Raw genomic sequence first — 20,016 nt, forward strand, 5'->3', positions numbered from 1 at the left:
GGTGAAGAAGCGGATGGTATTCCTCTATCCATTCCGATAAAGGGAAGTGAAGAATATTTTTAATCCGTGTGATAGGAGATTAATCCCATACCTTATTAATCTCCGGGGCAGGATTCCACGTAGCTGGTGTTACTGTTACCTCAACGTTAGCATCTTTTACTTCAACAGTCGGGTCGCCGCCACCACCGCCGGCAGTTCCATTATCAGGGTCAAAACTCTTTTTTAGAGTTAGCTTAATTGTATAAGAGTTTCCTGCTTTAAGATACGGTTGATCCGACGTATTTGCGCCAAAAGTTATGTTCCAATATCTATCAATGACTTTATAAGCAGGGCTTAAACCTGGTGCATTTTTCACTTTACACTTTCCATGGAGAACCAATACAGTTTTATTTGATATAGCGTTGTTTTCTAATAAATACCTATTCGTAAATACATCAGAGAAAGTACCTGAACTGAAAGTAATTGTTCCATTATAATCATTTGTTTGCAACGGAGCAGGGGTTATAGCTGCATCCCATGGATTATCAGGATCGGCCTGACCACTATCCCATTTCTTACCACCTATATACCTGAAGTCAGCAGCTTGCATTTTACTATCAAATTTAGTCCAGTTCGCAACATCACCCGGATATAATCGAGATACAGTATTCGCAAGTTGCAAATAAGCTTCAATGAAGTAATACCATTTATTGCCGGGCTGAGACAAATCGCCAGTAAGGTCATGTTCTCCTCCAGTTGCATAATTCTCCGCGGAAGCAGCCGCACCATCTACCGTTAGGGTTACAGATGTAATTTTTGCAGCAATAAAATGCATCTTTACTGTTACCTTAGTAGTGTATATGCCATTCGGGTCCTTTTCCAACGTAAAATCAGTAGCCCCAACCATTGTCAAGTTAGTTGCTTTCTGATTAATAGTATACGGGTCGGCACCTTCAACAGAGGAAAATGTCAGAGCCTCTAAAGCAGATAAGGTACTTGCCTTCTTCAGATCTACACTAGTCGGCACATTAGCTACCAAAATAACTTTACAAGCCTCTGAAGTAGTTACAAGCGTCTGTTTATCTCCCGTCACCGACTGAGGTGCGCCTATGAGCACACCTGCATCATTATAAAAAAGAGCTGATAACGTATTAATGCCAGCATCCTGCGTACCCACAATTGCTTTTGTAGTCGGTACCTGCTCATTTGCAAGCTGAATAGTCACCCTCGCTTCCTCTGCATCGCTCCCACCACCCGGGATTCGATCGTCGTTCTTTGAACAACTTGCCAATGCCGCTATCGCGCACATGGACAATAATAAACTTTTTACTTTCATTCGTTGATGTTTAATTAATAAAATATTTTTTTCGTTTGGTTTTAAAGTTCTATTCTATAATAGAGACTTATTTCCGATAAAAACAATTCTAAGACTATGATTAACAGTTTGTTACAGATTCCCTATTATGAAGGAATATTAAGTAATTATAGAGATATACTTTAATAAAAAATAGAATTAGCAGTGTTTCAATATTATATGAATTTATTATCGACATGATGTTGAAACATTGCTGAAACAAAACGAAAAAAAACAATAAAAAGAAAAGTCTATGAATAAGAAAACATCACTGAACAAATTGCTCTATATACAAGAACATTTGTCATGTAGAAATTACCGTGAGAAATTGGAAAATGGATTCAAATATATTGAGTTTAAAAAAGATGAAGTCATACTGGAAAAGGAGACTATATGGAATCATATCGTATTCATGCTTGAAGGAGAATGTGTCATCAACTATAATCAGTTCAAAGACCGAAAATTCCAGGCAGGATCAATCATTTTGTTACCTAAAATGGCCACGATAAAAATGGAGGTAAGGGCGGGAAGCCGCTTGCTCTCGTTGTCGTTTGGCATTCCTTTAAATCTTTGTGATAAGTTTACGCTACAGTCGTTGACAGGACTCTGTGATAAGCTCAATTATAATTTTGAACCGGTCGAAATACGTTATCCGCTTCCTCCTTTTCTGGAGCTTGTAACGCATTGTCTGAAGCAGAAAATGGATTGCGGACATTTTCATGGCTTGTTACAACAAGAGCTATTTTTTTTACTTCGCTGTTTTTATACCAAAGAAGAATTGACACTTTTATTTTACCCGATTTTAGCAACAGAGTTATCATTCAAAGATTTTATCATCGGGAACTGTGCCAAAGTAAATAATGTGAATGAACTTATTTCCCTTTCAAACATGGGAAAATGTAATTTTCACTGTAAATTTAAGCAGGTATTCGGAACAACTGCCAAACAATGGTTGCTGAAACAACGTAATCAGCGTATTTTAAATAAGGTAATGGAATCGGAAACTACGATTGGAGAGTTAATGGAAGAGTTCAATTTTGATTCTCAGGCTCATTTTACGCATTACTGCAAACGGCATTTTGATTGTACACCACGAGAATTGATTATAAAGTATCAGACTATGGATCAGTAGTTTTTTGCCTGAATTACGCCTATAAGTACAAAATGTGAAAAAAAACATTCTTTTTGGCAATAAATACAAATAGTGGATGGTCTATCTTTGCATCATAAAACATACAGAATCCATGATTTTGTAGCCTGCATCTCTATTATAGAATAGAGTGTTATAAAAGACACCTTTTTAAAATAAGATGACTCTGCATTATAATAGGCTGTTGATCAAACCATTGATTCTCTTAAGATTACTCCGATCGAGCTCTTTAAGATATACCAAGGTCATTTCTTCTTTCGTGTGTCCTAAACCGGTGCTGATTGTAGCAACGGGTGCGCCATATTCCCTCGCCAATGTTGCCCAAGTATGACGGGCGGTGTATGTTGTCAGTGACGGAGCAATCCCCAATTTTTCGGATATGGTTTTCAGGTGTCTGTTTGTCCGCCCCAAAGCTACGCGGTATTGTTCATATTCGTTTTTATCCGTTTGAGGGTTAATCACAGGTTGGATTATAGGGAATATATAGCCATCCACATTCTCTTTATTAATCCCGTATTCATCCAGGATGGCTTGAATCTGGGGAGTAATTGTTATCTGAATAGTCTGTTTTGATTTATGCCTCCTATAGCTTATTGAATTTCCACAAATATTTTTCCATCTTAAAAAAATAATATCTACAAAAGCCATTCCTTGGGCATAGAAGCCAAATAAAAAGAGAGCCCGGGATTGCATCAGTTCCGGATTGGCTCCAAGATCGGATTGCGTTAACCGTAACATCTGCTCTTTATCCAAGGCCCGTTTTACGGTTTTGCACGGTTTGGTGCAAATGTCTTTGAACGGATAAGTGCATTTAGGCACGAAGCCGTCTTTTACAGCCAGGTTATATAGGGTCCGGAAGTTACGCATATAATATGCCTCTGTATTCTCACTGACTCCATTGCAAGACAAAAAGTCTTTGTAACAGGTTACGAATCGTTGGTTGATCTGGGACATTTTCACCTGCTTTGAGCCGACAAATTTTGCCAGGGAGGAACGTGTGCTACGATAGGCTGCCGCAATACCATCTTTTTTCATTGACTTTTTCCAGGCTATCTGTGAGTCAATAAAATCTAATAAGATGTATTTCCCCGCAGATTTGTGAGCAACAGCGGAAGCTATCTCCTTCACGGTATATTCATCTCCAGTCGCTTCAAGCCGCTTTATCTGCAGATAGAACGATCTGGTCATCTTATGTAGTTCCCGGCTGATCTTGCAATCGGCATAATTGTTGGAACTGACCTTTTCTAAAACTGGTATAAATTCATTTTCCTTCATACGGTATTTAGTATATACAATCTCTTTTTTTCTCTGGTGAAGAAGTTGAAATACCACAGGGTAACTTCCGTCTTTCAATGCTCTCGATTTGTTTAGCTTTAATTTTACTGTTGCCATAAATTTTAATTTGAGTATAACATAATTAATTTTTCGGCAACAAAGAAAGGTGATTTCGACAAATACGCACAGTACAAGCATCGTCCTTTTTTTATGCTTTAACACCGAGAAAAAAAATATGTCACAAATGTTCTGAACAAGCGCTTTCGGAAACTCTGTTAGGACAGGCGCTGTTCAAAAGGTAATGGCCTGAAATTGGATCCTATCACACCGGTTTTTGCTCATGGATCGAGCAAAACCATCATTGCAGAGTTGCTAATTTGCAACAATCTTCCCAATCGTTTAAGATCACTTCTTAAATTGTTGCAAATATAACCCTATAGATCCACATATAAACTACCAATCAGCGCAGAAATACTGCGAATCAACAACGGGTAATCTATTTAGATATAAGATTGTCTTTATGTCCGTTTCTTACCTGCATCGGAGTCCCCCCTAAATGCTTCTTGCAATAGAAATTAAAGTGTGAGGAGGTGTTAAACTTAAATTCGTACATGATTTGCTTTAATGGAATATCGGGATCCTTTAGTTTCTGAAGGATTTGCTTGACTTTACGTTCTTGCATCCATTTATAAGGGGTTTCATCAAAGTTTTCTTTAAAAAGCTTCTCAAATTGTCTCATACTGTATCCCAACAAGTGAGCTAATTCTTTTGAGGTTTTCACTTTTGAGTAATTACCTAAAATTATTTCGACAAAAAGCGGACTGTTACCCAATGACATATAAAATATCTGTGCTATTTCTTCCTGAGTATAAAAATGCTTGAACAACAGTTGCATTTCTTTGTATTTTAGAAGGTATAGATGGTGACAGTTTATTCCAATATCTACATAGTTTTTAATTTGATAAACCAGACTTTTCATTTCCTCTTTCATAGGAATACCCCGGCATAGGAATTTCACTGTACTTTTCCTCTTGAAAAGTATTTTATTTTTCACATTCGAACATGGAAAAACCGATGCATTGTACCCTGTAAGCATCAGGGTTGTTTTAGTAATTGCTTTCCATTTAAATTTATTATTCTTGGGTAAGAAGAACATTTCATTTTCAGATATAGGACGGTTGATATAGTGATTAAAATCAATGATAATACCTCCCGTAAATAAGAAAACAAAATAATTACTTGTTTTACTGCATAGTTCCAGAGATTCCCCGGCTTTCATTTCGATGTACTGAGGTATAACCTTATAATCCGGAGAATAATAAGGGCATATTAGTTGGTTGGGGCTTAAGTTTTGCATTTATTATATATATATGGGTATATCGCAAGTACATTTACAGTCAGCATACATCTTTTTTCAATAAGGTGCACTCGATATGCTTTTAAAGACAAGCAGCCAATTATCAGAGCTACTGTTTTGTTTGTTTTTCAAGTACTACACATAGCTCCATTATGAAAGGGTCCATCTGATTTATGAACGCAAATATAGATAATAATATTTAATATAAAGAGCTTATAATGACGTTTTTTTCAGAAGCAGTTTCCTTTGACACACACATGATACATTCATTATTAGAATCATAAATTCTCTCTACATTATCTAAATCATGTATTGTTTAGTTTAGAGGTTCTTCTTCAAATTTGGTGGTAAATTCTTTATTTCTTTATTTTCAAGTTGATAATTGTCCTTTTTGCTTGCTTAAAAAAAATAGACACCGGCTGAATAAGATAACTCAAGTTTCGGAAGTGAATTTGTGCCGTCTGAACCGATATCTTCATCCTTATACCTTTCTTCAATTAACATTGTTAACGCCTTTTGCAGGTTGTCAGGTTCTTATGTGCAAATAATAAGTCTTTTGCATTTAAAGAACTTGTTATTCACATCCAAAGAACAAGCTTTAACTCTGTGTTAAAACAAAGCTTTTGAGGATAGAAATCTTACTTTTTAAAGATATTGATTTTCAGATGGTTTATTCTAAAATTCGCTTCTTCACCTCATGGATGGACTCTTCGGGGGAAAGCCGGGATACTTGTTTTTTTGTCAACTATAAACGAGGGCTTACACTTCCGAAATTGGATCCATTGTTTTTCCGGATTTTCCGCCAAAGATATGGTAAATCGGATAATAAAAAAGAGATAGACCGTGCAAGGTTAGAAATAAAAATACCATCTTTGCAGAAGAATCCAATTTCACTGTACCCCAAATATGAATTATAATCTTATGGACACCATCACTTTAGAAACCGAACGCCTCCTTCTCCGCCCTTTCCGGGAAACGGACTTACAGGAACTCTTTGAATGCTGCCAGAACCCGAATTTGGGAAATAACGCCGGTTGGGAACCTCACAAAAGTATCGAAGACTCCAAAAAAATCCTGCATACGGTATTTATGGGGAATGAAGGAGTCTTTGCTATGATTCTGAAAGAGAATAATTCTCTGGTGGGTTCTATCGGCATTATTCCCGATCCCAAACGGGAGAATCCCCAGACACGCATGTTAGGATACTGGCTGAAGGAGTGCCATTGGGGAAAAGGAATAGCTTCGGAAGCAACACATGCCGTATTGGATTATGGATTTAACGTACTGGGGCTGCATTTGATCTCGGCAAACTGCTATCCGCATAATACCCGCTCCCGACATTTGCTGGAACGGCACGGATTTGTATACGAAGGTATCCTCCACGAAGCGGAAACGACTTATGACGGCCATGTATACGATCATTTATGCTTCTACCTGAAAAAGGAAATGTTACGATGACGCCCGCAAATAAAGGACGGACTGGATAGCCAACAAAATCACGAAAAGATATTCCGCCATCAGATAGACAGCCAAAGGGACCCCGGCATATCGGCTCAGCAGATATAAATAGGCCAGATAGACAGCAATCGTTGTCAACTGAAACAGAAAGGCGGTACGGGTTTTTCCCGTACCCGTCACCGCATTGATATACACATATCCCGGCAAGGCAAACACATAATTAAACAGCATCACTATAAAAGGGACGGCTGACATTTCTATCAGTCGGGTACTATCCGTATAAAGCCCGGCAATCTGCCGATGAAAACACGCAGCCAATACTATCAGAGGAAAACCAATTGCATAACCTAACTTCACAATTTTCCGGCAGAGCGGAAACAACAATCGCCTCTCCCCCGCTCCGATCAGGTTACTGACCAGTGCCCCTGTAGTAGCGGCAAACGAATTGACAATAACAAAGAAGACGGTAGAAACGCTCCTTATAATATTGGAAACAGCAAGTTGCGCCTCCCCCAACCGTTCAATTGCTACAAAAAACAGAAACCACGGAGCAACGCTGATAAAAGCGTGTAACATGCTCCATAGGGAGAGACGCAGCAGTTCGACCAACAACCGTTTGTCATATAGTGGTTTAAGTCCGAACTCTCTCCCGTCCACTTTCACCCAAGCATAAACGGCAACGATCAGGAGGGAAGCAGCCTCAGACAGAGAAGAGGCTAAGGCCGCACCTGCTATTCCCTTACCCCAAACAAAAATAAACAGATAGTTGCAGAGGATGTTGACTGAAACAGCCGTCATCGCCGCCCACGACAAAGCATTGGTCCGGGTGATGCCAACATAAAAAGAACGGAAGGCCAGAAACGGGAAAGAGAACAGCAGGCCGAAACATCTCCAATCCAGGTAATCGGTCACGGCACGATAGATCTCAGGCGAGTGAATGAAATACTTCAGGATAAATGGTGAAAAGAAATAAGAAGAGAAGCTCAGAAGGACAGCCAGAGCACTTAAGAAAAACAATCCTTGAAAGAAGGTTCTGCCTGTTCCGGCATAACGCCTCTCACCGTTACGGCGGGCGATCATCACTTGCAGACCCAGACTGAAACCGAATCCCAACATGTAAACAGCGAGATAATAGATGCTGGCAAGAGCGGAAGCTCCCAATTCCACTTCACCGACATGTCCTAAAAAAATAGCATCGGTTATATTGATTAACTGTTCCATCAGGATGCTCAGCATCACAGGATAATTGATAAGTCCTATTTGTCGATAAGTATAATTCATTGCTCAATTGAATGAAAACGGCACATTCAGGTATCAAACAGACATACGAGTCCGGTTGTACCTATATGCACGTAACGGGTAAATAAACGGATATAAAAAACTCGGGGAAAGACGCCGGAGCATCTGTCCGATAGCTGAATAGCTTTATAAATCGGGAGCTATTCGTTGAGCGTAGCTATATGCAGAGTTTCATTCGGAAGATCAATGACTTAATAATGAATATGCGGCAAAGGTAGAAAAAAGAAACAGATAAACAATCTTTTTCTTCAAACGTTCTATCTTCGTATCTACTCAAAAAACAATATTGAATATGGAACAGTCTTTTAAAAAGGGAGCCGTACTCCACCTGCCTTCATTAGTGGAATATTCCGAAGGAGGAATTATCAGTAAACAGTTGATCAAGAGTCCTGCCGGGAATATCACTCTATTCTCGTTCGACAAAGGAGAAGGACTTAGTGAGCATCGTGCCCCGTTCGATGCTTTGGTACAAATATTGGAAGGAAGTGCGAATATGATAGTAAACGGTCAGGAGTTTACGGTGAAAGCCGGAGAAAGTATCGTGTTTCCGGCCAACGCGCCGCATGCACTGACAGCTATTGAAAGGTTTAAGATGTTGCTGACAATGATCAAAGAGTAACATCTGGAGGCAAGGCAGCTGTGTACTAATCCATCTTATGAATACTTCGGATATTCCCATATCAAATCATTTTTTGTAAGACGGGCTTATTTGTTTATTTTTCAGAAAGGTCCGAAAGCTTCAAAAAAGGCAGGAAGAGGCTGAATCGTAAATTATTAAATAGGATATCATTCTGCCCCGAATTCTGAAGTATTGGAAGAAAACTTGTTAAAAGAAGCAATTAAACTGTATCTTGGCTGGCAAGATACATATCTTAGCCGCCAAGATGTATATCTTGCCTGCCAAGATGCACATCTTAGCCGCTAAGATGAAGAGTTCGACGGGGAGACAACAATTTATCCAAGAAACAAAAGAAACTTTAGTAAGGTACGTCCGGGGGTTGGGGGTTAACTTCCGGGCAAGTGAATCCAAGGCCATTTGTCCTGTTTTTTTAGGATGTAAATCCGAGTATACATATCCAATCTTTTATATCAAACTTTTAAACTTAAAACATCCCGTTGACGTATCCTATCGGATTTATTCCCGATTCTTTTTATATCTCTTAAAACCAATTCTGCTCCAAGCCTATGAATACCCGAATAGAAAGTAACCGGCAGCCGCGCTCCCTAAATGAATCCGGCAAGCCCTGTTCCCGAATAAGACCAATTGCATTTTTATTTGTATTCCGCAACATCGGACAAGTCCTTTCTCTCTTTTCACCCTATCTTTGCAGCATTGAAATACCAATTGAATCATGGAAGGAAAAAAGACAACGCAAGAAGAGTATCAGAAGTGTGTGAACGCAGTGGTAGATTATATCAATCTCCACTTAGGTGAAGAAATTGACCTGAGATCACTGGCCAGGATTTCCCATTTCTCTCCTTTTTATTTTCACCGCATCATGAAAGCTTTTTTAGGCGAGCCCGTCGGTACTTTTATCGTCCGGACACGCACCGAGGCCGCAGCCCGCCTATTACGCTATTCATCCGCTCCGATAGCTGATATTGCCTACCGGATCGGATATGCTTCTCCATCCTCTTTCTCTAAAATATTCAAACAGATGTATGGTATTTCACCAACAGAATATCGTAATAATAAAAACTTTGTAATTATGAAACCAGCCATTATCAAACCGGATCTGGAATTGAAAAAGGAAATCAGGGAACTTCCCCAACGAAATGCAATTTACATCCGTCTCTTCGGTGACTATAAACTCAATGACTATGCAGGCACCTGGATACGTCTGATTCAGTTTGTGAAAGAAGAAAAGCTTCCGATGGGAGATCCTTCACCTCTCTGCATCTACCATGATGATCCTAAAGTGACTCCCGCCGGAAAACTTCGGACGGATGTATGTATGTTGTTACCAACAAGCGCAACTCCAAAAGGAAATGTCGGATTCAAACAATTGCCTGCGGGACGTTATGCAATCTTCCTCTACCAGGGGCCATACGATCAGTTACAAGCTGTATATGATACAATTTACGGCAAATATTTACCCGAAATGGAGTGTACCCTAAGAGATGAACCCAGTGCCGAAAGATACCTTAATGATCCTTCATGTACTCTTCCCGAAGAATTATTAACCGAAATCTACATTCCGGTCGAATAAATTCCAAAGAATACAGGTTGGCAAAACGTGATACTACTTTGCCAACCTGTTCACAATCTGGAAATGCCATAAGAAAAGTCAGAACAAGCAAGACACTATAAACCTAAAAACCTAACTATCAACCTCATGATTATCCCAATCCCCCTTAAAGCAATAATGTAAGAATCTTATAAATGCTTCGATGGCATACTGCCTTGGGTAACAAGTTTATTATATCGTTGGCAAGCTTTCTCTGATATATTTTTCGTTTTAGGATGATATCAATCAGCTAAACGATAAAACTCATTTTTAAACAAGTCTCTCTCGCTGATGCGAATTTGCAGCATATAGGATAATATCATACATATATATATCAGATTGTCTTTTCCTGCACTGCGTAAGATTCATGAGATGGGTTGAACCCACACCATAAACACTACCAGTTATACTTTGCAATTCATCCACAACAACACCTGTAAATCAATGTCCGGAAACATGATTTCACACAATGTTTCTCAAAAGTATTTTTCACTTGCTTTCCTATAACAGAAAAACGCACTATCTTTGCATTCGTTCAGCGAAGAAAAAGAAGGGCAAAACGGACTTTTCTACCATTTAAGTTTCAAACTATTGGTAATCAATTAGTCCAATATGCAGCATCGGTGCAAATAAACAACCTAAGAATCATTACCATATACCCAATTTGAATACCTAAATATTATGGCAGACAATTATATCGAAAGACAATACGAGCAATACGAAGCCAGAAAAGCGGCTTGGGAAAAAGCACGCAAATATGGCAAAAAGAAAACGAATATCACTCACTCTGCTAAAAGGGAACAAGCGGCTCAAACGACAACAGAGCCCCATAATCATAAAAGAGTATTTGTAACGGGAGGAGCCAATGGAATTGGTAAAGCTACTGTAGAAATATTCTGTAAAAGTGGGTACCGGGTGGCATTTTGTGACAAAGACGAAATAGCAGGAAAGCGTACTGCAGAAGAAACAGGAGCCATTTTCCATCAAGTTGACATAAGTGACAAGGATATGCTTGAACACTGCATGCAACGCATCATTGAGGAATGGGATGACATTGATGTCTTAATCAATAACGCAGCCATCAGTGACTTCTCTCCTGTCACTGAAACAAGCGTAGAAGATTTCGACAGAATTCTATCCATTAATCTACGCCCGGTATTCATTACTTCACACTTCATGGCTCTCCACCGTCAATCGCAAACAACACCCAATCCGTACGGAAGAATCATCAACATCTGCTCTACCAGATATTTAATGAGTGAATCCGGCAGCGAGGGGTATGCAGCCTCTAAAGGGGGAATCTATTCACTAACACATGCGTTAGCCTTGTCACTTGCTCAATTTCATATCACAGTCAATTCTATTGCGCCGGGCTGGATACAAACCCATGACTACGATTGTCTCCGTCCGGAGGATCATGCACAACACCCTTCAAGAAGAGTCGGTAAACCGGAAGATATAGCCCGCATGTGTAGATTCCTTTGTGAAGAAGGAAATGACTTTATCAACGGTGAAAATATCACGATTGACGGAGGGATGACTAAAAAGATGATTTACACGGAATAATATAGTTCCAAACCAAACATACAGAAGTAAATGGAATATGGTATAATGTACTAAAACCGTCTCCACTTTCCTGCTTCATGATACACTTTATTTTCAAAACAAAGATCGGTCCTTGTCCCTAATTTAAATGATACTCCAAATAAAAAGCTGCCCCCGAAAATCTTCAGGGCACTGAAAAAGCACCCTCCTAAGGATCAGGTTCTTGATTTGTCCAAAGATCTGCTGATCCTTCTAACTAATCGGCAAGACTGTGTCCATAGCAATCGAGAAAGGCATTATGAAATCGAAAGCCATCATAGTTGATGCTACTCATACGGGGGCTCGCAGTTGATCTTTCAAGATATGGAAGACCTTAAAGCCAAGTCCCGTATAAGGTATAAAACAGAAGCGAAAAACACGGAACTAAAGCAGGTATTCGGATACGACAGGACATTGTCGTACGGGATCTCTTGTATGCAACCGCAAGGCGCTATGGTCATCTTTGCAGCAAATATCAAGAGGATCTTCAAATTAATTTAAGGGAAGCTGCTTTTTTACATAATTAATCAAGATAAGTGTTTGCTTGTCCATACGGACGAGGCTATCAAGCGTTTCAAGAGCTTGCTTTAAAAAAAATAGAAAAGTCGCCAAGTTAGTATTTCTAACTTGGCGACTCTCACTTTTGCTCTTCAAGAAGGCTGATCTGAAAAAACAGATGGTTTTTCAGTACCGAGATGCTTTTCTTTTTTTGAGCCTCTTGTCGGATTCGAACCAACGACCCCGAGATTACAAATCACGTGCTCTGGCCAACTGAGCTAAAGAGGCAAGTGGGTAAGCTTACTATATCGCGCCGCTACAACCAACTACCTTTGCTGCGATCAAGCCCTGGAGGATTCGAAGGGAGCTGGCCGTATAGGACTTACCCGGGTGCAAAGGTAGGTATTTTTATTAAACCTGCAATAGGGGGCTTGCATTTTTTTGTAAGGTTCATCAGTAAGCACCTACTTTTCAGAGATTTAAAATCGAAAAAAAAATGTTTTTTTCTGTCCGGATAGCTTTATTAACTTTAACAGGCATAAATTCCATACCAACCAATATTATTTGTACCTTTGTGCGCTATTTATTAATAAAATGACAGAGAGCAGAAGTAACTTACAAAAATATGCCATGCATTTTGGCACCTATATGGGAGTATACTGGATACTTAAGTTCATTCTATTCCCACTGGGATTATCTATTCCATTTCTTTTATTCCTGTTTTTCGGACTGACTTTAGGAGTTCCGTTTATGGGATATTATTACGCACGTACCTATCGCGACAAAGTATGTGGCGGTTCCATCCGTTTTCTGCAAGCATGGGTATTTATTGTCTTTATGTATATGTTTGCGGCACTCCTTACGGCAGTAGCTCATTATATTTATTTCCGGTTCATCGACCATGGTTTTATTGTAAACACCTATATGGGAATGTTCGACGAATTGACTAATAAAGATGTACCAGGCGTAGAAGGTTATATCGGACAACTCAAAGAAGTGATGGAAATGATCAGTACATTGACACCGATAGACATTACCATGCAACTGATGTCGCAGAATGTGTTCTATGGCAGCATATTAGCCGTCCCCACTGCCTTATTTGTAATGCGAAAGCCTAAATCACCGGAGGTACAACCTCTATAATTTATAATATCTAATTCATATAAAAAATGGATATATCTGTTGTAGTACCGTTGTTCAATGAAGAAGAATCCATCCCGGAACTTTATGCCTGGATTGAGAAAGTGATGAAAGCCAATGGCTTTTCGTACGAAGTTATCTTTGTAAATGATGGTAGTACCGACCGTTCATGGGAGATTATCGAATCACTCCAAAAACAGTCGAGCACAGTAAAAGGTATCAAATTCCGACGAAATTACGGAAAATCACCTGCTCTATATTGCGGATTCGAACGAGCCGAAGGCGATGTAGTAATCACTATGGATGCTGATTTGCAAGATAGTCCCGACGAAATACCGGAACTATATCGCATGATTACCGAAGAAGGGTATGACCTTGTCTCAGGATACAAACAAAAAAGATACGATCCGCTATCGAAAACTTTGCCTACCAAATTATTTAATGCGACTGCACGCAAAGTTTCGGGAATACATAACCTCCACGACTTTAATTGTGGACTGAAAGCTTATCGTAAAGCCGTAGTGAAGAACATCGAGGTATATGGAGAAATGCACCGCTATATCCCTTATCTGGCAAAAAATGCCGGATTTCAGAAGATCGGCGAAAAGGTGGTACATCACCAAGCACGTAAATTCGGAAAGACCAAATTTGGCGGGTGGAACCGTTTCTTCAACGGGTATCTTGACTTAATCTCTCTCTGGTTCCTTTCCAAATTCGGCATTAAGCCGATGCACTTTTTCGGATTGTTAGGTTCACTGATGTTCATACTGGGATTCATCTCAGTGGTTATTGTAGGAGCCAGTAAGTTATACAATATGAATCACGGCATGCCTTACCGCCTGGTAACAGACTCCCCTTATTTTTATCTGTCACTGACTGCCATGATTATCGGAACACAGCTATTCCTGGCTGGTTTCCTTGGTGAACTGATCTCACGAAACGCTCCGGAACGTAACAATTACCTGATAGAAAAGATAATATAATGAATGATAAATGAAACCTGTACGATGAAAAAATTAATAAAACTGATACTCTTCCTGATGATAGCTTACCCACTGACCGGTGCTATCTTTTCTGCTTGCTCGGAAGAGAGCGACTGCTCCATGACCGGACGTCCGATGGTTTATGCCAATATGTATACCATCAATCCGGAAACAAAAGCCGTACTGAACGACACTCTTGACTCTCTGACCGTAACAGCGTTCGGAACTGACTCAATTATCATCAATAATCAAAAAAAGGTTCATGATATCGCCCTTCCTCTACGCTACACAAGTGACTCTACCATTCTTGTGTTTCATTATACCCCCCTGTTAAGAGATACAATGGTTATCCGACAAACCAATACTCCCTACTTCCAATCTATGGATTGTGGATACAGTATGAAACAAAACATTATCAGTATTCATCCGATCGATTATACAGATACCAATAAAAAGAAATATCATAGCATAGACTCCATATATATCAAATCAAATGCAGCTAACATTAATGGAACAGAAAATCTTAAAATATTCTACCGCTACAATCGTTAGTCTGCTGTGTCTTGCATTCAGTCTTCCGCTCCATGCACAACAACAAAGACCGAATGCACGTCCCTCCACTAAAGAGAAAGCTAAAGAGGAGATAAAAGTGGATACGATTCCATTTTATAATGGTACGTATGTAGGTGTAGACTTATTTGGGTTAGGCAGTAAACTACTTGGAGGGGATTTTCTAAGTTCCGAAGTAAATGTACGGGTGAACTTAAAAAGGAAATTTATCCCCACAGCAGAAATAGGTTTCGGACAGACAGATACTTGGAGCGATAATGGTATCCATTACAAAAGTGCAGCCCCTTACTTCCGTATCGGAGTAGATTATAATGTCGTTAAAGAATATTTGTATGTGGGACTGCGTTATGGATTCAGCAGTTTCAAATACGACATCTCAAGTACCCCCTTTTCCGACCCTATTTATGGTGGAAGTATGGCCAATCCGGGATTAATAGACGGTATCTGGGGAGGAAGTGTACCTTATCATTACAATGGACTAAAATCCAATATGCAATGGCTTGAGTTAGTAGCCGGAGTAAACGTTCAAATCTATAAAAGATTCTATATGGGATGGACCTTACGCTTTAAGTTCAAGACCTCGGCTTCAGTCAACGAACATGGAAATCCATGGTATGTACCGGGGTTCGGTGAATATGACTCTTCAAACATAGGTATCACATATACCCTGATTTATAAACTACCATTTTAACGACATGACAGGATTAGAAATTTGGCTGCTTGCAATTGGTTTAGCGATGGACTGTCTCGCTGTCTCTATTGCAAGCGGTATTATTTTAAAACGTATCCAATGGCGGCCCATGCTCGTCATGGCATTCTTTTTTGGACTTTTTCAAGCTATAATGCCTCTATTAGGGTGGCTGGGAGCAAGTACATTCAGTCATCTTATCGAATCGGTTGATCATTGGATCGCCTTTGCGATCTTGGCTTTCCTGGGAGGACGGATGATTAAAGAATCCTTTAAAGAAGAAGATTGTTGCCAAAGATTTAATCCGGCAAGCTTGAAAGTTGTGATAACAATGGCTATAGCAACCAGCATTGACGCATTGGCTATAGGAGTGTCTTTCGCTTTTCTCGGTATTAAGAGTTGCTCGTCCATCCTTTACCCGGTGGGCATTATCGGATTTGTTTCCTTTCTGATGTCTCTTATAGGGCTCATCTTCGGCATCCGCTTTGGATGTGGTATTGCCCGAAAGCTCCGTGCTGAATTATGGGGAGGGATTATACTGATCCTTATCGGAACCAAAATATTAATAGAACACTTATTCTTTAATAATTAGCTATCAACCACAAGCCACAAGACTCTGGAAAATCATAAACAGGTTTGTCGCTTGCATACTTTTATTCATTATGGAAAAGAAAACAAGAAAAAGCTTTATTTGGCTGGCTATCCTTCTGCTGGGAACGATCTGGATATTAGCTCAACGCAATAAACAGGTACCTTACAACAGTATCAACGGCCTTGTATTCGGTACTGTATATAATATTACTTATCAATATGACGGTAATCTGAAAACAGAAATTGACGCTGAATTAAAGAGGTTCGACGGTTCCCTCTCCCCTTTCAATGACACGTCTGTTATTACCCGTGTCAACCGTAACGAAGAAATTGTAACGGATAGTTTCTTCCAAACCTGTTTCAACAGATCCATGGAAATCTCAGCCGAAACCCAAGGAGCTTTCGATATTACAGTAGCTCCGTTGGCCAACGCATGGGGATTCGGTTTCAAGAAGGGTGCCTTCCCTGACTCAACCATGATAGACAGCCTGCTCCAAATCACAGGTTACCAAAAAGTGAAACTGGAAGACGGCAAAGTAATAAAAGAAGATCCCCGAGTGATGTTAAGTTGCAGTGCAGTGGCCAAAGGTTATTCAGTAGATGTGGTAGCACGGTATCTGGATAGCAAAGGTATTAAGAACTACATGATCGATATAGGTGGAGAACTGGTCGTAAAGGGACTGAATCCCAAAGATGAAGCATGGAGAATCGGCATTAACAAACCGGTAGACGATTCGTTATCCCTCAATCAAGAGATACAAACAACGCTCAAGTTGACAGATGTCGGCATTGCTACTTCCGGAAACTATCGTAACTTTTATTATAAAGATGGCAAAAAGTATGCCCATACCATCGATCCCCGTACCGGATATCCGGTACAACACAACATTCTTTCGGCAACCGTAGTTGCAGAGGATTGCATGACTGCCGACGCATTGGCTACAGCCTTTATGGTAATGGGATTGGATGAAGCGGAGGCATTTACAAAATCACACCCAAACATAGGTGCTTATTTTATCTACAGTGATGAGAAAGGGGAGTTAAAAAGCTATTTCACAAAAAACATGGAACAATATCTTGATAAATAAAAAGAATCCCCCCGGAGAAATATGTATATCCTTTCTCCGGAGATATTCTTTCGGGAGATACCGACGCAAACTGCCTACTTCATAAACACGAAATATACAGCCGCTATCAAACAGACAAAAGCAGCCACATGATTCCAATGTAATGACTCTCCTTTAAACAGTAAAGTAGAAAAGACAGTAAATATGATCAAAGTGATCACTTCTTGTATTATTTTGAGTTGCATTAATGAAAATGGTCCCCCGTTCCCACTAAACCCCAATCTATTGGCCGGAACCTGACAAGAATATTCTGCCAGCGCAATGACCCATGAAAACAAAACCACGCCATACAGAGGCCAATTACTGATCATTTTTGTTCCTGCAGTTTCAGATGCCCATACCAGGCAAAAGTCATAAAAATATTGGAAACAATCAATAACGAAATTGCATAAACACCTTTCATACTTATATTTGAAATTAAAATTCTACTTCTTTAGGCAGTAACTCTTCCTGTACATTCGTCATGCTTCCCCAAAGGCTATATCGGGCTTCCGGATTCATCTTTTCCAATTGGCGGAGTATTCCTTTCATATCACTACGGCTCGACTGCGATTCATATGGACAGTTTTTTACTTGCTTCCTGTATCCACGTATCTGCGCGAGTTCCAGCAGATCTGCTTCGTGCACCAGACACATCGGACGAATAATAGTCATATCAAACTTATTCATTACTAACCGTGGAGGCATTGTGCTGAATGCTCCTTGATATGTAATATTCATCAATAGTGTTTCCAGAATATCGTCCATGTGATGTCCGAGAGCAATCTTATTGCACCCCTGTTCTTTGGCAACTGTAAACAAGGCTTTTCTCCGATTCCACGAACAAAGAAAGCAAGGAGATTTGCGGGTATCAGTAGAAGGATCAAATGAGGTTTCATAAACAACCAACGGGACTCCATAACTTTCAGCATGTGCACGAAGATAATCCAAATCACTCTGATAGGGAATATTCTTCATAACCACATGTACTGCCACCACCGAAAAACGAGGTTTGAAAATACGTGAACGCTTACCTAATAATTCCACCAATGCCAAAGAATCTTTCCCTCCCGAAAGACCGACAAGCACTTTATCTCCCTCTTCTATCAGTCCATATTGAACTATCCCTTTATTAAACCGTTTTTCGATACGCCGAATGGTTTTCTCTTCTTCCGTAATCTGTGCCATAACTCTTTTAAAAATCGGCTGCAAAAGTAAGAGAAAAGAATGATTTAAAGAAGAATTAACATAATAGAAGAAGAGAAAAAAGGTTTATTTCCAATTAATTTGTATTTTTGAACTTCCGAATAATAACCCGAGACCATTTATGAAGAAAAAAAATATTCTATTCTTTCTATTATGCTTTCTCCTGACAAGCGTATCGGCACAAACCTTGGAACAAGCAAGGGCCATGTACGGTAAAGGACAATATGCTGAAGCCAAACCCGTTTTCCAGAAATATGTTAAATCGCAACCGGCAAACGGTAATTATAATCTATGGTATGGCGTATGTTGTCTTAAAACCGGTGATGCAGCCGAAGCGTTGAAGTATCTGGAAACTGCAGTAAAAAAGCGAATTCCGAGCGGGCAGCTGTACCTTGCGCAAACTTACAATGATCTATACCGGTTTCAGGATGCGGTAGACTGCTATGAAACATACATAGCTGACCTATCAAAACGGAAGAAACCCACAGAAGAAGCGGAACAACTGCTGGAAAAGGCAAAAGGAAATCTTCGCATGCTGAAAGGAGTAGAAGACGTGTGTGTTATCGATAGCTTTGTAGTAGACAAGGTCGACTTCTTGAAAGCTTATAAAATAAGTGAAGAGGCAGGTAAACTTTTCACTTACAATAATTATTTCAAAACCAAAGGTCATCATCCGGGAACGGTTTATGAAACAGAAATCGGAAATCGCATTTATTACAGCGAACAAGGAGAAGAAAACCTGAATATCCTGTCCAAGACCAAAATGTTGGATGAATGGAGTCAAGGGAAACCACTTCCGGGAAGTATTAATGCCTCGGGAAACGCCAATTACCCATACGTATTGTCGGATGGAGTGACTATCTATTATGCTTCCGACGGTGATGGTTCTATGGGAGGATACGATATTTTTGTGACCCGATATAACACTAATACTGATACCTATCTGGTTCCGGAAAATGTAGGAATGCCTTTCAACTCTCCTTACAACGATTATATGTATGTCATCGATGAATACAATAATCTGGGATGGTTCGCTTCCGACCGTCACCAACCCGAGGACAAGGTTTGTATATACGTTTTCGTACCCAATGAATCCAAACGGACTTATAATTACGAAGCAATGAATCCGGAAGAAATAATCGGGTTAGCTCAACTCCATTCTTTGGAGAGTACCTGGAAAGATCAGAAAATAGTGGATAATGCCCGCCAACGCCTTGAAGCAGCTATTAACCACAAACCTGACATACAACAAAACTTCGATTTTGAGTTTGTTATTGACGACCATTCTACCTATCATCATTTGACGGATTTCAAATCTCCTAAAGCCAAACAACTGTATTTGAAATACGAACAGATGGAGAAAGACTACCGTCAGCAAACTAACAAACTAACTAACCAACGTGAGGGATTTGCACGGTCTAACAAAGACGAACAAACGAAAATGGCTCCGGCTATCCGTGATCTTGAGAAAAGGATATTCCAAATGTCGAAAGAACTGGATAAACAGGCTATCGAAGTCCGGAACGCAGAAAAACAAAATTTAAAATAAC

17 protein-coding genes, 1 tRNA gene and 2 pseudogenes are annotated in these 20,016 nt (G+C 39.8%); 13 read left to right on the top strand and 7 right to left on the bottom strand.

All coding sequences use genetic code 11. The annotated features are described in order from the left end of the window. Positions 1–79: 79 nt before the first annotated feature. Positions 80–1,315 carry a fimbrial protein gene (locus tag R3O62_RS20620; protein WP_250746835.1) on the bottom strand — a complete coding sequence of 412 codons (1,236 nt, stop codon included), beginning with the start codon at positions 1,313–1,315 and terminating at the stop codon, positions 80–82. 271 nt (positions 1,316–1,586) lie between these two features. Here R3O62_RS20620 and R3O62_RS20625 point away from each other — a divergent pair, with 271 nt between their 5' ends. Continuing rightward, entirely contained in the window at positions 1,587–2,465 is an 879-nt protein-coding gene (locus tag R3O62_RS20625; RefSeq protein ID WP_005782589.1) for a helix-turn-helix domain-containing protein, read from the top strand. A gap of 189 nt (positions 2,466–2,654) precedes the next feature. Here R3O62_RS20625 and R3O62_RS20630 read toward each other — a convergent pair whose 3' ends face one another. After that, positions 2,655–3,875: a tyrosine-type recombinase/integrase gene (locus tag R3O62_RS20630; protein WP_032539924.1), complete on the bottom strand. Its 1,221-nt coding sequence runs from the start codon at positions 3,873–3,875 to the stop codon at positions 2,655–2,657. Between the two features lie 379 nt (positions 3,876–4,254). Beyond that, the gene (locus R3O62_RS20635; RefSeq protein WP_227559961.1) at positions 4,255–4,749 is read right to left on the bottom strand and encodes a helix-turn-helix domain-containing protein; all 495 of its coding nucleotides are present in this window, start codon (positions 4,747–4,749) and stop codon (positions 4,255–4,257) included. Positions 4,750–6,036: 1,287 nt separating this feature from the next. On the opposite strand from R3O62_RS20635, the gene R3O62_RS20640 reads away from it, so the two are divergent. Beyond that, the gene (locus tag R3O62_RS20640; protein WP_122143135.1) at positions 6,037–6,573 is read left to right on the top strand and encodes a GNAT family N-acetyltransferase; all 537 of its coding nucleotides are present in this window, start codon (positions 6,037–6,039) and stop codon (positions 6,571–6,573) included. On the opposite strand, the gene R3O62_RS20645 is transcribed toward R3O62_RS20640, so the two are convergent. Then, entirely contained in the window at positions 6,565–7,854 is a 1,290-nt protein-coding gene (locus R3O62_RS20645; RefSeq protein ID WP_032530328.1) for an MATE family efflux transporter, read from the bottom strand. The genes R3O62_RS20640 and R3O62_RS20645 overlap by 9 nt on opposite strands. 310 nt (positions 7,855–8,164) lie before the next feature. On the opposite strand from R3O62_RS20645, the gene R3O62_RS20650 reads away from it, so the two are divergent. The 4 genes and pseudogenes from R3O62_RS20650 to R3O62_RS20665 form a co-directional block, all read left to right on the top strand. Then, a complete protein-coding gene (locus tag R3O62_RS20650; RefSeq protein ID WP_005807889.1) occupies positions 8,165–8,491 on the top strand; it encodes a cupin domain-containing protein in 327 nt (108 codons plus the stop codon). A gap of 733 nt (positions 8,492–9,224) precedes the next feature. After that, positions 9,225–10,082: an AraC family transcriptional regulator gene (locus tag R3O62_RS20655; protein WP_269109847.1), complete on the top strand. Its 858-nt coding sequence runs from the start codon at positions 9,225–9,227 to the stop codon at positions 10,080–10,082. A 699-nt stretch (positions 10,083–10,781) separates the two neighbouring features. Then, complete coding sequence (locus R3O62_RS20660; RefSeq protein WP_269109848.1) at positions 10,782–11,666, top strand: SDR family NAD(P)-dependent oxidoreductase; 885 nt, start codon at positions 10,782–10,784, stop codon at positions 11,664–11,666. A gap of 366 nt (positions 11,667–12,032) precedes the next feature. Further along, positions 12,033–12,185 (top strand): annotated as a pseudogene (locus R3O62_RS20665) (IS5/IS1182 family transposase); the annotation flags it as partial. A 211-nt stretch (positions 12,186–12,396) separates the two neighbouring features. Here R3O62_RS20665 and R3O62_RS20670 read toward each other — a convergent pair. Next, a tRNA-Thr gene (locus tag R3O62_RS20670) sits at positions 12,397–12,470 on the bottom strand. 306 nt (positions 12,471–12,776) lie between these two features. Here R3O62_RS20670 and R3O62_RS20675 point away from each other — a divergent pair. The 6 genes from R3O62_RS20675 (at position 12,777) to R3O62_RS20700 (ending at position 17,242) form a co-directional block, all read left to right on the top strand. Continuing rightward, positions 12,777–13,325 (top strand): DUF4199 domain-containing protein, encoded by a 549-nt coding sequence (locus R3O62_RS20675; protein WP_032530334.1) that lies wholly within the window; start codon positions 12,777–12,779, stop codon positions 13,323–13,325. A gap of 26 nt (positions 13,326–13,351) precedes the next feature. After that, positions 13,352–14,305, top strand: coding sequence for a glycosyltransferase family 2 protein (locus R3O62_RS20680; protein ID WP_005782616.1), 954 nt, complete (start codon positions 13,352–13,354; stop codon positions 14,303–14,305). 24 nt (positions 14,306–14,329) lie between these two features. Further along, positions 14,330–14,857 (top strand): DUF6452 family protein, encoded by a 528-nt coding sequence (locus R3O62_RS20685; RefSeq protein ID WP_005807901.1) that lies wholly within the window; start codon positions 14,330–14,332, stop codon positions 14,855–14,857. Beyond that, positions 14,814–15,566, top strand: coding sequence for a DUF6048 family protein (locus R3O62_RS20690; RefSeq protein ID WP_005782620.1), 753 nt, complete (start codon positions 14,814–14,816; stop codon positions 15,564–15,566). Before R3O62_RS20685 ends, R3O62_RS20690 begins: the two co-directional genes overlap by 44 nt. Before the next feature lie 4 nt (positions 15,567–15,570). Continuing rightward, entirely contained in the window at positions 15,571–16,155 is a 585-nt protein-coding gene (locus tag R3O62_RS20695; RefSeq protein ID WP_005782622.1) for a manganese efflux pump MntP family protein, read from the top strand. Positions 16,156–16,225: 70 nt separating this feature from the next. Continuing rightward, the gene (locus tag R3O62_RS20700) at positions 16,226–17,242 is read left to right on the top strand and encodes an FAD:protein FMN transferase (RefSeq protein WP_005807904.1); all 1,017 of its coding nucleotides are present in this window, start codon (positions 16,226–16,228) and stop codon (positions 17,240–17,242) included. A gap of 74 nt (positions 17,243–17,316) precedes the next feature. On the opposite strand, the pseudogene R3O62_RS20705 reads toward R3O62_RS20700, so the two are convergent. Next, positions 17,317–17,684: pseudogene (locus tag R3O62_RS20705) on the bottom strand (DMT family protein). Between the two features lie 14 nt (positions 17,685–17,698). Next, a complete protein-coding gene (locus R3O62_RS20710; protein ID WP_005782625.1) occupies positions 17,699–18,448 on the bottom strand; it encodes an ATP-binding protein in 750 nt (249 codons plus the stop codon). 139 nt (positions 18,449–18,587) lie between these two features. Here R3O62_RS20710 and R3O62_RS20715 point away from each other — a divergent pair, with 139 nt between their 5' ends. Then, complete coding sequence (locus R3O62_RS20715; protein ID WP_005807908.1) at positions 18,588–20,015, top strand: tetratricopeptide repeat protein; 1,428 nt, start codon at positions 18,588–18,590, stop codon at positions 20,013–20,015. The last annotated feature ends 1 nt before the right edge of the window (position 20,016 follow it).

The sequence above is a fragment of the Bacteroides hominis genome, from assembly GCF_033042785.2.
GTDB lineage: Bacteria > Bacteroidota > Bacteroidia > Bacteroidales > Bacteroidaceae > Bacteroides > Bacteroides hominis.

Coding starts and splice junctions, on each gene's coding strand:
- R3O62_RS20640 (WP_122143135.1), top strand. CDS start 6,037: ATGGACACCATCACTTTAGAAACCGAACGCCTCCTTCTCCGCCCTTTC.
- R3O62_RS20690 (WP_005782620.1), top strand. CDS start 14,814: ATGGAACAGAAAATCTTAAAATATTCTACCGCTACAATCGTTAGTCTG.
- R3O62_RS20645 (WP_032530328.1), bottom strand. CDS start 7,854: ATGAATTATACTTATCGACAAATAGGACTTATCAATTATCCTGTGATG.
- R3O62_RS20715 (WP_005807908.1), top strand. CDS start 18,588: ATGAAGAAAAAAAATATTCTATTCTTTCTATTATGCTTTCTCCTGACA.
- R3O62_RS20650 (WP_005807889.1), top strand. CDS start 8,165: ATGGAACAGTCTTTTAAAAAGGGAGCCGTACTCCACCTGCCTTCATTA.
- R3O62_RS20625 (WP_005782589.1), top strand. CDS start 1,587: ATGAATAAGAAAACATCACTGAACAAATTGCTCTATATACAAGAACAT.
- R3O62_RS20695 (WP_005782622.1), top strand. CDS start 15,571: ATGACAGGATTAGAAATTTGGCTGCTTGCAATTGGTTTAGCGATGGAC.
- R3O62_RS20700 (WP_005807904.1), top strand. CDS start 16,226: ATGGAAAAGAAAACAAGAAAAAGCTTTATTTGGCTGGCTATCCTTCTG.
- R3O62_RS20685 (WP_005807901.1), top strand. CDS start 14,330: ATGAAAAAATTAATAAAACTGATACTCTTCCTGATGATAGCTTACCCA.
- R3O62_RS20680 (WP_005782616.1), top strand. CDS start 13,352: ATGGATATATCTGTTGTAGTACCGTTGTTCAATGAAGAAGAATCCATC.
- R3O62_RS20655 (WP_269109847.1), top strand. CDS start 9,225: ATGGAAGGAAAAAAGACAACGCAAGAAGAGTATCAGAAGTGTGTGAAC.
- R3O62_RS20675 (WP_032530334.1), top strand. CDS start 12,777: ATGACAGAGAGCAGAAGTAACTTACAAAAATATGCCATGCATTTTGGC.
- R3O62_RS20630 (WP_032539924.1), bottom strand. CDS start 3,875: ATGGCAACAGTAAAATTAAAGCTAAACAAATCGAGAGCATTGAAAGAC.
- R3O62_RS20635 (WP_227559961.1), bottom strand. CDS start 4,749: ATGAAAGAGGAAATGAAAAGTCTGGTTTATCAAATTAAAAACTATGTA.
- R3O62_RS20660 (WP_269109848.1), top strand. CDS start 10,782: ATGGCAGACAATTATATCGAAAGACAATACGAGCAATACGAAGCCAGA.
- R3O62_RS20710 (WP_005782625.1), bottom strand. CDS start 18,448: ATGGCACAGATTACGGAAGAAGAGAAAACCATTCGGCGTATCGAAAAA.
- R3O62_RS20620 (WP_250746835.1), bottom strand. CDS start 1,315: ATGAAAGTAAAAAGTTTATTATTGTCCATGTGCGCGATAGCGGCATTG.